General features: G+C 41.6%; 12 protein-coding genes. 2 read left to right on the forward strand and 10 right to left on the reverse strand.

All coding sequences use genetic code 11. The features are described 5' to 3' along the window. Positions 1–274: 274 nt before the first annotated feature. The 5 genes from rplS to ffh form a co-directional block, all read right to left on the reverse strand. The gene (gene rplS, locus BTO08_RS10385; protein ID WP_005371532.1) at positions 275–625 is read right to left on the reverse strand and encodes a 50S ribosomal protein L19; all 351 of its coding nucleotides are present in this window, start codon (positions 623–625) and stop codon (positions 275–277) included. A gap of 37 nt (positions 626–662) precedes the next feature. After that, entirely contained in the window at positions 663–1,409 is a 747-nt protein-coding gene (gene trmD, locus BTO08_RS10390) for a tRNA (guanosine(37)-N1)-methyltransferase TrmD (protein WP_005371531.1), read from the reverse strand. Between the two features lie 23 nt (positions 1,410–1,432). Then, on the reverse strand, positions 1,433–1,966 hold the full coding sequence (gene rimM, locus BTO08_RS10395) for a ribosome maturation factor RimM (protein ID WP_005371530.1): 534 nt from the start codon (positions 1,964–1,966) through the stop codon (positions 1,433–1,435). 27 nt (positions 1,967–1,993) lie between these two features. Further along, positions 1,994–2,242, reverse strand: coding sequence for a 30S ribosomal protein S16 (gene rpsP / locus BTO08_RS10400; protein ID WP_005371529.1), 249 nt, complete (start codon positions 2,240–2,242; stop codon positions 1,994–1,996). A 171-nt stretch (positions 2,243–2,413) separates the two neighbouring features. Further along, a complete protein-coding gene (gene ffh / locus BTO08_RS10405) occupies positions 2,414–3,781 on the reverse strand; it encodes a signal recognition particle protein (RefSeq protein ID WP_005371527.1) in 1,368 nt (455 codons plus the stop codon). A 208-nt stretch (positions 3,782–3,989) separates the two neighbouring features. Between ffh and BTO08_RS10410 the strand changes: the two genes are divergently transcribed. Together BTO08_RS10410 and BTO08_RS10415 are read left to right on the forward strand one after the other, a co-directional pair. Beyond that, positions 3,990–4,787, forward strand: a complete 798-nt coding sequence (locus BTO08_RS10410) for a cytochrome C assembly family protein (protein WP_105060907.1) — start codon at positions 3,990–3,992, stop codon at positions 4,785–4,787. Positions 4,788–4,897: 110 nt separating this feature from the next. Further along, positions 4,898–6,169, forward strand: coding sequence for an HlyC/CorC family transporter (locus BTO08_RS10415; RefSeq protein WP_039872756.1), 1,272 nt, complete (start codon positions 4,898–4,900; stop codon positions 6,167–6,169). 55 nt (positions 6,170–6,224) lie between these two features. Here the strand turns inward: BTO08_RS10415 and luxS are convergent, their stop codons facing one another. The 5 genes from luxS to BTO08_RS10440 form a co-directional block, all read right to left on the reverse strand. After that, positions 6,225–6,743, reverse strand: coding sequence for an S-ribosylhomocysteine lyase (gene luxS, locus BTO08_RS10420; protein WP_045150519.1), 519 nt, complete (start codon positions 6,741–6,743; stop codon positions 6,225–6,227). Between the two features lie 77 nt (positions 6,744–6,820). After that, positions 6,821–7,429 (reverse strand): hypothetical protein, encoded by a 609-nt coding sequence (locus BTO08_RS10425; protein ID WP_045084408.1) that lies wholly within the window; start codon positions 7,427–7,429, stop codon positions 6,821–6,823. 194 nt (positions 7,430–7,623) lie between these two features. Continuing rightward, a complete protein-coding gene (gene gshA / locus BTO08_RS10430) occupies positions 7,624–9,201 on the reverse strand; it encodes a glutamate--cysteine ligase (protein ID WP_198038433.1) in 1,578 nt (525 codons plus the stop codon). 146 nt (positions 9,202–9,347) lie between these two features. Then, positions 9,348–12,197: a M16 family metallopeptidase gene (locus BTO08_RS10435; RefSeq protein ID WP_105060909.1), complete on the reverse strand. Its 2,850-nt coding sequence runs from the start codon at positions 12,195–12,197 to the stop codon at positions 9,348–9,350. A gap of 11 nt (positions 12,198–12,208) precedes the next feature. Beyond that, complete coding sequence (locus BTO08_RS10440; protein WP_105060910.1) at positions 12,209–12,655, reverse strand: YqaA family protein; 447 nt, start codon at positions 12,653–12,655, stop codon at positions 12,209–12,211. Positions 12,656–12,677: the final 22 nt, after the last annotated feature.

Genomic DNA, 12,677 nt, shown 5'->3' on the forward strand with positions numbered 1-12,677 from the left:
CTTGGTTATCAAATCGAGGAGTTTTGAGAAGCAAAAAAACGTAGTATTATTCAGCCTCAAACTCGCTATGAATTTTATACAATATGTTCTCAATTTAACCTAGCATAATAGTGCAAACTTTATACTTAATTAGAGTCTGTTCAGTAAATATACAGCGCTTTTCATCTGTTTAAATACTCATTCATCCTAAAGCTCCCCAATTGATAATTTACAGATATAAAAAAAGCCCACCTTTCGGTGGGCTTTTCGATTAAACGTCAAGCGTTTAAAGCTATTACTTAGATAGCTTCTCACGGATACGTGCTGATTTACCAGAACGCTCACGTAGGTAGTACAACTTGGCACGACGTACTGCACCACGACGTTTAACAGTAATGCTGTCAACTACTGGAGAGTGAGTTTGGAACGCACGCTCAACACCTTCACCGTTCGAAATCTTACGAACAGTAAATGCAGAATGTAGACCACGGTTACGGATTGCGATTACAACGCCTTCAAAAGCCTGTAGACGCTCACGGTCACCTTCTTTTACCTTAACTTGAACAACAACAGTGTCACCTGGTGCGAAAGTCGGTAGGTCTGTTTTTAGCTGCTCTTGCTCAAGAGCTTTAATGATGTTACTCATTTGGTATATACCCTAGAATAAACTGATACTAAATTAATTAAATGCTTGCTTTATGTTCGCGGATAAATTCCGCTAGCAAGAATTCCTGATCGTCAGTCAGAGCTAGGTTTTCCAGGAGCTCTGGTCTTCTTAGCCATGTACGGCCTAGCGATTGTTTTAATCGCCAGCGACTAATATCTTTATGATTGCCAGACATTAATACCGAAGGTACTTCCTGCCCGTCCAACAATTCTGGTCTTGTGTAATGAGGGCAATCTAGCAAGCCATTTGCAAAAGAATCTTCTTCTGCTGACGCAAAGTCTCCCAGTACGCCCGGAACAAACCGAACAACTGCATCCACCAACGTCATAGCAGGTAGTTCACCACCCGTTAACACAAAATCGCCGATAGACCATTCTTCGTCTACCTCTTGTTGGATAATGCGCTCATCAACCCCTTCATAGCGACCACAAATAAGAATCAGATTCTCATTTTGCGCTAACTCCTCAACACCAGCCTGATCCAGCTTACGGCCCTGAGGGGAAAGGTAGATTACTTTAGCCTTACCTTTTGCAGACTGTTTGGCTGTGTGAATGGCATCGCGCAAAGGCTGTACCATCATCAACATACCCGGTCCACCACCGTATGGTCGATCATCTACCGTACGATGTTTGTCGTGCGTAAAATCACGAGGATTCCACGTATCAACAGTCAAAAGGCCTTTTTTTACCGCCTGGCCTGTTACCCCAAAATTGGTAATGGAAGAGAACATTTCAGGAAAAAGGCTGATTACACCAACCCACATGTTACTCACCTTATTACCGGAGGTTAAAACTCAGGATCCCAGTCAACTTCGATCCGCTGAGCAGTGCGATCAATCAACTTGATGACCTGCTCATCGAGGAACGGAATTAATCGTTCCTTCTGCCCGAAAGCATCTTTTAAATTCGCCTTAACAACTAACACATCGTTTGAACCTGTTTCCAGGATGTCTGTCACCTTACCTAGGTCGTAACCTTCGGTAGTGAATACAGACATACCAAACAACTCACGCCAGTAGAATTCTTCATCTGACAGTGCTGGTAGTTGCTCAGCCAATACAGCGACTTCAGCGTTAGTGAAAACTTGGGCATCCTCGCGGATATCCATGCCTTCTAGCTTAGCCACCAGACCTTGGCCATGGCGTTTCCATGATTCAACATGGATCTCTTTCCACTCACCTTTAACTTTAATAAGCCAAGGGGTGTAAGAGAAAATGCTTTCAGATTGTTCGGTGTAGGAAAAAACTTTGAGCCAACCCTTGATACCGTAGGTGGCACCCAGTTTACCGACAATAATGTGGTCTTGGTTTTTATTGCTCATCGTTTCTCTTCTACCTTAATAATCAAATTAAGCTGCTTTCGCTGCATCTTTGATTAGTTTTGCTGCGCGGTCAGTCACAGAAGCGCCTTGACCTACCCAGTGGTTTACGCGATCTAGGTCTAGACGTAGACGCTCTTCTTGACCCTTAGCTAGTGGGTTGAAGAAACCGATTTGCTCGATGTTACGACCGTCACGTGAACAACGTGAGTCAGCAACAACGATTTGATAGAATGGACGCTTCTTAGCGCCGTGACGTGCCAAACGAATGGTTACCATATCGTCCTCTTTGCATTACTGTAAATTAAATTGGCCCCGCTTAAAAAACGGGGCCCGTGCCAAAATAAAGCCTCGGAATTTTACTCTTTAGAACGACGAATGCAACTTCTTTAGTTACTTTTTCGCCAGTAAAATAACCAATCGACTTTAAAATCTTTTAAAATTATGGAATTAGCGTCCAGGGAACATTCCGCCACCAGGCATCATACCCTTCATTTGGCGCATCATATTCTTCATTCCACCCTTTTGCATTTTCTTCATCATCTTCTGCATTTGGGTAAATTGCTTCAATAAACGGTTCACATCTTGTACTTGTGTACCAGAACCTGCAGCAATACGCTTTTTACGTGAACCTTTGATAAGTTCAGGATGTGCGCGCTCGCCTTTGGTCATTGAATTAATGATAGCTTCCATTTGAACGAACACTTTATCGTCCACTTTATCTTTCACATCAGACGGTAGTTGTGACATACCCGGAAGCTTATCAAGCATTCCCATCATACCGCCCATGTTTTTCATTTGTTGAAGCTGGCTACGGAAGTCTTCTAAATCAAATCCTTTTTTGTCTTTGAATTTCTTCGCCAGTTTTTCCGCTTCTTGCTTATCAACGTTACGTTCTAAATCTTCGATTAAAGAAAGAACGTCACCCATACCTAAGATACGAGAAGCAACACGGTTTGGATGGAACGGCTCTAGTGCGTCAGTTTTTTCACCAACACCTAAAAATTTAATTGGCTTACCAGTAATATGACGTACTGATAACGCAGCACCACCACGGGCATCACCATCCACCTTGGTTAAGATCACACCAGTTAGTGGCAATGCATCATTAAAGGCTTTAGCTGTGTTTGCCGCATCTTGACCTGTCATGGCATCAACCACGAACAATGTCTCAACAGGATTTAATGTTTTATGGACGTCTTTAATTTCATCCATCATCTCTTCATCAACGTGAAGACGACCCGCTGTATCGACAATCACCACATCGTAGAATTTAAGCTTACCGTGCTCAAGCGCCGCTTTTGCGATCTCGACAGGTTTCTGCTCTACGTTTGATGGGAAGAAATCAATACCAACATCACCCGCTAGCGTCTCAAGCTGCTTGATTGCCGCAGGACGGTATACGTCGGCAGAAACAACCAATACTTTTTTACTATCACGCTCTTTTAATAGCTTACCTAATTTACCGACGCTGGTTGTTTTACCTGCACCTTGTAAACCTGCCATTAAAATAACTGCAGGCGGTTGGCAACTTAAATCCAAGCCTTCGTTTTCTTCACCCATCACCGCTTCAAGTTCAGCTTGAACGATTTTGATGAATTCTTGACCTGGCGTTAAACTTTTTGATACTTCAGTACCAACAGCGCGCTCTTTTACACGCTTAACGAATTCACGAACAACGGGCAGCGCAACATCAGCCTCGAGCAATGCCATGCGTACTTCACGCAAAGTATCCTTGATGTTGTCATCCGTAAGGCGACCACGGCCGCTGACATTTTTAAGCGTTCGCGATAAACGCTCGGTTAAATTTTCGAACATGTGGTGCTACTCGCTCGTTACGCAACTCAATTAAAATTGCAAAATCACTAAAATTGGTACAAGTATACCGTAAAAAAACCTTCGTTTTCATGTAATCCTCTGTCACTTTTAGGTATTACGTTGGCGGTGAAGGTTTGAGCAAGGTATAATTGCGTCTCTAAAACCCTATAAAATAGCCATTAGTTAATACGGAGCTATCTCATTCATTATGGATATGTTACTTGCTATTCCAGCAGTTGGCTTTTATCTCATTGCACTGTTGCTGGTTATTCCAGGACTTGCTAACAATAACGGCATAAAAGTTACCCCTGTTTTTGCCGCTGCCTGTATGGCAATTATTTTTCATATCCTACTGCTTAAAGATCTTATCTTTGCAGGTGCAGGACAAAACCTCAGTATTCTTAACGTTGCTTCGTTAATCAGCGTAATTATTGCCTGCTTGACTACAGTAGCAATGTTAAAAATGCGGATTTGGTTTTTATTGCCAGTCATATACAGTTTTGCTGCTATTAATTTAGCGGCTTCAGCTTTATTGCCCGGTGCTTTTATTACCCATTTAGAAGCACATCCGCAAGTATTACTGCATATTTCTCTTGCTTTGTTCTCGTATTCAACCCTTACGATTGCGAGCCTATATGCTATTCAATTAGCATGGCTTGATCATAAGCTTAAACATAAAAAGAGCTTAGCAATGAACCCTAATATTCCTCCATTAATGATAGTTGAACGTCAACTTTTCAAGATCATTATTGTTGGATATGCGTTATTAACCGTAACCTTACTCACAGGTTATCTATTTATTAACGATATCATAGCTCAAGGTAAAACCCATAAAGCGATACTATCATTATTAGCTTGGTGTGTTTACAGTGTCTTACTATGGGGACATTACCAACAAGGTTGGCGTGGACGCAGGGTAATTTGGTTCAGCCTCGTTGGTGCATTTCTACTCACACTGGCTTACTTTGGGAGCCGGTTCGTAAAAGAAATCATCATTGGGATGTAATTCTATTACCTATCATATATTTATATAGAATATTTCTATAATTACAATACTTATAATTTTGCCCTTTATAAGGGGCTTTAGCTTGCATAAAACATTAAGGGTTACGACTTTTGGACGAGATCTCCACAGGTGTACTATTCTCTCTACTTATTTTAATGATCGTTCTATCGGCTTATTTCTCCAGTTCAGAAACAGGCATGATGGCACTAAACCGCTACAAACTACGCCACATGGCCAACCAAGGCCATAAAGGAGCCAAACGTGTCGAGAAGCTACTTTCTCGTACTGATCGCTTAATTGGCCTAATTCTGATCGGCAATAATTTAGTTAATATTTTAGCATCAGCGATTGCGACCATTCTTGGTATGCGCCTTTACGGCGATGCAGGTGTAGCGATTGCAACCGGTGCACTGACTATTTTGATCCTTGTCTTTGCAGAAGTAACCCCTAAGACGGTAGCTGCGCTCTATCCTGAACGTGTCTCTTATGCCAGCAGCATCATCTTAAACATTTTAATGAAAGTGCTTTATCCATTAGTGTGGTTTGTTAATGGGATCACCAGTGCGTTTCTTTTCATTTTAGGATTAAAGAACAGCAATAACAGTTCATCTAAATTAAGCTCAGAAGAATTGCGTACTATTGTCAACGAAGCTGGCGGCTTAATCCCACGTCGTCACCAAGATATGCTGTTATCGATTCTTGATTTAGAAAATGTCACGGTTGAAGACTTAATGGTACCGCGCAGTGAGATCGCAGCCATTAACGTTAATGATGATTGGAAATCAATCGTCCGCCAACTAAGCCATTCAGCTCATGGTCGTATAGTACTTTACCGCGACAATATTGATGAAGTTGTAGGAATGCTACGTGTGCGTGAAGCCTACCGCCTAATGATGGACAAAAATGATTTCAGTAAAGAAAATCTGTTACGTGCGGCTGATGAAGTCTATTTCATTCCAGAAGGCACCCCGCTGAACATTCAGCTTTTGAAATTCCAACGTAATAAAGAGCGTATCGGGTTAATTGTTGACGAGTACGGTGATATCCAAGGTTTGATCACGGTAGAAGATATTCTTGAAGAGATCGTAGGGGAATTTACGACGTCTATTGCACCAACGTTAGCAGAAGAGATCACGGCACAAAGTGATGGTAGCTTGATGATTGAAGGTAGTGCCAACATTCGCGATTTGAACAAAAGCCTAAATTGGAAATTACCTACAGATGGTCCTCGAACTTTAAATGGTCTGATCCTCGAACATCTTGAATATATTCCAGATAATAAAGTTAGCATCATGATTGCGAATCATAAAATGGAAATCGTTGAGGTGTCAGACAATATGATAAAGCTGATTAAAGTGTTACCCGACACGCCCAATAAATAATAAAAAAGCCGACGCAATGTCGGCTTTTTCTATTTCAAACTCAGTAAGAGAAATCTTACTTCACTTTTAAGTCTTGTAGCATGGCTTCAGGCAAAGCAAGCTCATCATTTTTATTTACAAGGATCCCTTGCGACAAAATAGTTGAGGCAATTTTTTTTGCTTCTTCTAATGAGTGCATATCATAAGTACCACACTGGTATTCATTCAGCTCTGGAATTTGATTTTGTGATTCCACTTTCAACACATCTTCCATTGCCGCTTTCCAGCTTGCAGCAACTACTTCTTCAGTCGGTGTGCCGATTAAGCTCATGTAGAAACCAGTGCGACATCCCATCGGCGAGATATCGATGATCTCGACATTATTTGAATTAAGGTGCGCACGCATAAAACCAGCATAAAGATGCTCAAGAGTATGAATTCCACGCTCACTTAAAATATCAACGTTTGGACGACAAAAACGTAAATCAAACACCGTAATGGTATCGCCTTTTGGTGTTTGCATCGTCTTTGCAACACGTACTGCTGGCGCATTCATTTTAGTATGATCAACAGTAAAACTATCGAGTAATGGCATTGTTTGCTTCTCCTTGCACGTCAATCCTGACTTATTCAATTATTGGTACTTTTTCTGTATTCGCAACTTGTTACAGTCTAAAACCACCAGCTTCTATTACTTTCTAATTCTTTTCGGCATTGCTTTAACTGCCAACCATAATTCTTTGATTGCTGCTCTACTTTACGAGCAACCTTGGTTAGCCATGGCTTTTTCCAATATGTTCCACGCTTAAACCCACCTCGACCTTCGTGATAAGCCAAATACTGACGATAAGCATCCCATTTAGAAATACCTAACTGACGTTGTGTTTCATGGGTATACCAACCAACAAATTGTAATGAATCGCCGAAATCAGTACGTGAGCCGCCATGACCTGTGTGCTTTTGAAAATCCTCCCATGCAGGATCTTGCGCTTGTGCGTAACCATAAGCACTGCTTACACGTCCCCATGGAATAAAGCCGAGTACATAGTTTTTCGGTGGCTCAGCATCATGGCGGAAGCTACTTTCTTGTTTAATGATCGCCATCGCCACATTGATGGGCGTACCCCACTCTTTTTGCATATCAACGGCATCATCATACCAACTCGGATATTGACGAAAAATATTACAAATATTCGATTGGTCTCGTGGTGGTGCAGAGGCACATCCTGAAACAATGAGGGTTATTCCGAACAACAAAAATAAACGAAGAGATCGCTGCATATATCACTCACATTCCATTAAAGACATTTATCAAGTAATACATTATATAGGGATGGAAGTTAACAGTAGCTAAAGAAGAGGTTTCATCATCCATGTAAAATGTATCTATCAATAAAGACGAAAATAATAAGCTGGAACCATCCGGATCCCAGCTTTTATTTGTTTGAAAGAAGGTACTCTTTCGTTGTTACTCTTTACAAGCCAACATGAATATCGGCAAAGTAATTATCGAGATAATCATCAAATGATACTGTGTCATCACGCTCGATCTGTTGCTGTTTTTCTACCGAGTGATGAACTTCTTGTTCAAATGTATTGGCATCATAAAAACGGAAATCTTGTGCTTTTAAGCTTTCTGCATGTTTTGCTGCTAACTTATAGCCAAGATTACCAATGCCTTGCTCCATTTTGATTTGCTCAAGTAACTGTGCCGATAGCGTACGCTCAGGATGATGGATCCAACCCAGTAAACGCTCACACGTTTGTTGGTAGCGATTGTTACCATTTAACTCATCAATCGTTTTCGCTACTTGCTCCAATTCAGCAAATACACGCGAGCCCCAATCTTGTAGGCTTAAACGCTCACCTGCACAACCAATCTTAAGCATTAACTCTGGATTACGACCATCGATAACCACACGATTCCAGTTATCACGCCAACAAGCAAGTTCACTATCATCCATATCAGCAGACGGTGTTAATACCGCCCATGTTAGGAATAAATCAAGAAAACGTACCTGATCTTCACTGATACCAATCGGGCTAAATGGGTTCACATCTAATGAACGCACTTCGATGTATTCAACACCGCCACGTTTAAGCGCTTCTGACGGTTTTTCACCACTTTTCGTTACACGCTTAGCGCGGATTGGCGCATATAGCTCATTTTCGATTTGTAAAACATTACTATTTAACTGACGACGTTCGCCGTCAACAACAACACCGATTTCAGCAAATTCTGATGATGGTGTATGAATTGCTTGATTTAAACCGTCAAGGTACTGATCTAAGCTATTAAAACCAATTTTCAATGCACTTTGCGCATTATTGGTGTACCCCAAATCACTTAAACGTAATGCTGTCGATTTCTCTAAGTAATATGTGCCGGTGCCCACTTTGCTAAATGATTCCTTCACTTTGTCGTCTTTGATAAAAGAACCACAAAGTGCAGGAGACGCACCAAATAAATAAGGAATTAACCAACCAAAACGGTAATAGTTACGGATCAAACCAAAGTACGCACCAGAAACAGACTCTTGACGCTGCTCAGGCATTTGATCACCAAACAAACCATCCCAAAAACTATCAGAAAATGAAAAGTTAAAATGAACACCAGAGATGATCTGCATGATACTACCATAGCGATGCTTCAAGCCTTCGCGGTATAGCGTTTTCATTCGTCCAGTATTCGAAGAACCATATTGCGCCAAGGTAATGTCTTCTTGCGCTCCCACAAAACAAGGCATCGACATTGGCCATAAGCGTTCATCGTCCATTTTGCTAAGAGCAAACTTATGGATATCTTCTAATTGCCATAAAAGTTGATCAACATCTTTTGAAACAGGCGTAATAAACTCCAACAACGATTCTGCAAAATCGGTTGTGATCCACTTATTGGTTAATGCGGAGCCTAATGCAACAGGATGAGGTAGTTGGGATAAATGCCTATCCGCAGTAATGCGAAGTGACTCTCGTTCAAGTCCACGTCCAAACTGGGTTAGTGCGTCAGCATGAGTAGAAAGCTGCTGTAACCTCTGTGAAAAATCCATCAAGGCTATTCTCGTTTTAATCTAATTTAAGGAAAACAGAGTAATCATTATTGAATCTGATTACCATCATTTATATCAGCAAAAAATGCGAAAGACTTTTACTAAGCAGTAACAACTAGCACTCGCTACTAGCTGTTACTGAATACCTGTTACTTCGTTAATGTAAGCAGATGAACAGGTAAGTCTAATGCCTTCAATTGTGGCTCCAATGTCTTCGCATCACCCACCACAATAATTTGATAATCTTTCGGGTTAAACCATTTCTGCGCTAATTTATCCATGGTCGTTTTAGTAATGGTATCGACAATATGGTTTCGCTGAGCGACAAAATCATTTGGTAAATCATAAGCTAATATATTACCTAACAATGATGCTTTTTGACTTGGCGTCTCATAACTAAGAGCATCTTTCTGACCCACCGCTAAGCGCATAAAATTAACCTCTTTATCGGTTAATCCTAATGTGCTCATTTTCTTTAGTTCAGCGAGAAACTCTTTTATAGAGGCAACCGTCGCATCGGCTCTAACTTGAGCATAGTAAACTCCCACACCCACTTCTTTTCCGCCACTGAAATAGCCTCCCGCACCATAGGTAAAGCCTTTATCTTCACGTAGATTCATGTTGATACGGCTATTAAAGTTACCCGCTAAATTAAAGTTTGCCAATTGGGTTTTAAATAGCTCACCTGTGGCATCAAACGGCATTCCGTGACGCACTAAACGGATCACCGTTTGTGGTGCGTCCGCTTTATTTACCAGCCATATTGCTTGTTGCTTCAACACAGGTAATTTTTGTGATGCAATACTTGGCGCAGGTTTTCCTTGCCATTGCCCGATAGGTGCTAACGCTTGTGCTAGTTTCGTTTGTGTTATATCGCCCACTACTACCGCATCAGCATTGTTAGGAGTGTAATAACGATGATAGAAGTCTTTCACATCTTGCAGGGTAATATTGCTCAACGTTTGCTTGGTACCATCCGTTGGACGCCCAAACACAGTGCCCTTAAATAAGACTTCTCGTGTTGCTTGCCCCGCTAACCAATCCGCACTTTGATGCTCATAAACAATACCTTCAATCATCTGCTTTTTAAGACGCTTAAAATCACTTTCTTTAAAGGCGGGATGGAAAAGACGTTGCTCTAATAACGCCATCGTTTCAGGTAAGTTCTTCGTTAGCGTACTGAGTGAAATCGTGGTGCCATATAATCCAGCATGTACTGAAATATTACTGCCAAGAGTATCTAGCTTAGATGCCATTTGCTCTGCGGTATATTTCTCAGAGCCTTCATTCATCATCGCAGCTGTAAGCTCAGCTAAACCTTCTTTACTTGCTGGATCTAAACGACGCCCTGCAGGTACAGTTAACTGCAAGCTGATCGTTGGAGTTTCTTGATACTGGGTACCAACCACTTTGATCCCATTCGCAAGGCTGAACTCATACAGTGTGGGCATGACTGCTTTCACTGGCTTTGAAGCCTTTGGCATCACTGAACGATCAAAATTATCTTTAACTGTGCGGTAAGCTAAATCTTGATCTTTGATCTTGGTATTTTTCGGTAACACACGAGGAGCTGGCGTATAGTTAGGTTTCGCCGCTTGAAGCTGTAATTCACCATGCGGTACAACACTGAGCGTGACACTTGGATGTTGATAAATATACTGGTTATACGCACGCATTACGCTTTGCGTATTCACCTTATCAATGTTCGCCAAATCCGTTGAAATGTAATTAGGGTTACCAAAGAAAGTCTGATAAGCCGCAAGTTGCGACACCTTACCGCTGACACTTTGTAAACCATAAATAGCACTCGCCTCAACCGAGCCTTTTATTTCATCCAGTTGGGCTTTCTTAATCCCTTGCTTATCGATGCTGTTAATGATCGACATAACGTCTTTACGCAATACATCTAAGTGGCCTTGATCGCCACTCGGTGCCATCGCATACACATACATAGTACAGGCTAATTCAGCACAATCTTGGAACGCCCCGGCATCAACAGCTTTACCAGTCTTCACCAGTTTTTGATAAAGTAAGCTATTCGTGCCACTTCCTATCACTTGTCCTAACATATCCAGTGAGGGTTGTTGCTCTGCGCCTAAATACGCTGTCGGCCAGCCCATCATTAACATAGGCTGCTTAATATTATCTTGTAGCGTAATGTAACGATCAGACGGTAACGTCACTGGTTGTTTAGGTGCATCCTTTACTTCAGGGCCACGTGGAATAGAGCCAAAATACTTATTTACCCACTCCAGTGTTTGCGCTTTATTAATATCACCACCAATGGTTAAGGTCGCATTATTTGGCCCATACCAACGAAGGAAAAAGGCTTTAAGATCGTTGACATCAACACGATCTAAATCTTCCACATAACCAATGGTTTGCCATGAATACGGATGACTACGAGGGTATAACGCTTCCGCCATTTTTTCATAAATTAAACCATACGGGCGGTTTTCAAAGTTTTGTGCACGCTCATTTTTCACCGTATCTCGCTGAATTTCAAACTTACGCTGTGAAACCGCATCCAGTAAGAACCCCATACGATCTGACTCAAGCCATAAGGCTTTCTCTAATTGATTGGCTGGAACTGTTTCAAAGTAATTCGTGCGATCACGGTTAGTACTGCCATTTAAATTACCGCCAGCTTCTGTGATTAATTTGAAATGCTGTTGATCACCAACGTGCTTAGAGCCTTGAAACATCATATGCTCAAAAAAGTGCGCAAAGCCTGATTTACCTTGTTGCTCTCGCGCAGAGCCCACATGGTAAGTCACATCCACATTCACTAACGGATCAGAATGATCCGGCGATAAAATAACAGTCAACCCATTCGCCAAACGGTATTTGCTATAAGGGATCACAGCTTTCCCTTGTACCGCTTTAACTTGCTCAATAAACGTTACCCCTTTGGGTAACACTTGGGTGGTCTGCTGTTCAGTAAATTGAGTACAACCTGTCAACGAAACGACGGCTGCACTCAGGATCCATTTTTTCACGCTCGAATTCCTTAAAACGATAATGCAGGGAAAAGTCCCAATACGATTGCGGCTAATGCGATATAACGTAATGTTTTACCTATTAAAATGACTACTGCACACCACAAAAATCGCATCCGTAGCCAACCTGCCGCTAAACATAAGGGATCACCAATAATTGGCATCCAACTAAGTAACAAACTCCAGTAGCCGTATTTTTTTAGCCACAATAACGCTTTATGACTCTGTTTTTGCTCTGAAGTTTTATCTGGTAGTAAAAGTCCTAACCAATAATTAGTTAGTCCACCTAAGGTATTACCTATCGCAACGACTGCTACTATTTGCCATATCGGGTTATCCCCTAATTTTACAGCAGCGATAAGGTTCGCTTCAGATCCGCCAGGTAACAATGTGGCACTAAGAAATCCGGTCGCAAATAGAACCCATAAGCCCGTATCACCGGTAAATAAATCAGTCATGTCTGTCGCCTTTTTATTAGGA

It is taken from the genome of Photobacterium angustum (genome assembly GCF_002954615.1).
Classification (GTDB): Bacteria; Pseudomonadota; Gammaproteobacteria; order Enterobacterales; family Vibrionaceae; genus Photobacterium; species Photobacterium angustum_A.

Bases quoted from the DNA above. Each gene is read 5' to 3' on its own strand.
- trmD (WP_005371531.1), bottom strand. From the start codon at position 1,409: ATGTGGGTTGGTGTAATCAGCCTTTTTCCTGAAATGTTCTCTTCCATT.
- rimM (WP_005371530.1), bottom strand. From the start codon at position 1,966: ATGAGCAATAAAAACCAAGACCACATTATTGTCGGTAAACTGGGTGCC.
- BTO08_RS10425 (WP_045084408.1), bottom strand. From the start codon at position 7,429: ATGCAGCGATCTCTTCGTTTATTTTTGTTGTTCGGAATAACCCTCATT.
- rplS (WP_005371532.1), bottom strand. From the start codon at position 625: ATGAGTAACATCATTAAAGCTCTTGAGCAAGAGCAGCTAAAAACAGAC.
- BTO08_RS10410 (WP_105060907.1), top strand. From the start codon at position 3,990: ATGGATATGTTACTTGCTATTCCAGCAGTTGGCTTTTATCTCATTGCA.
- ffh (WP_005371527.1), bottom strand. From the start codon at position 3,781: ATGTTCGAAAATTTAACCGAGCGTTTATCGCGAACGCTTAAAAATGTC.
- rpsP (WP_005371529.1), bottom strand. From the start codon at position 2,242: ATGGTAACCATTCGTTTGGCACGTCACGGCGCTAAGAAGCGTCCATTC.
- BTO08_RS10440 (WP_105060910.1), bottom strand. From the start codon at position 12,655: ATGACTGATTTATTTACCGGTGATACGGGCTTATGGGTTCTATTTGCG.
- luxS (WP_045150519.1), bottom strand. From the start codon at position 6,743: ATGCCATTACTCGATAGTTTTACTGTTGATCATACTAAAATGAATGCG.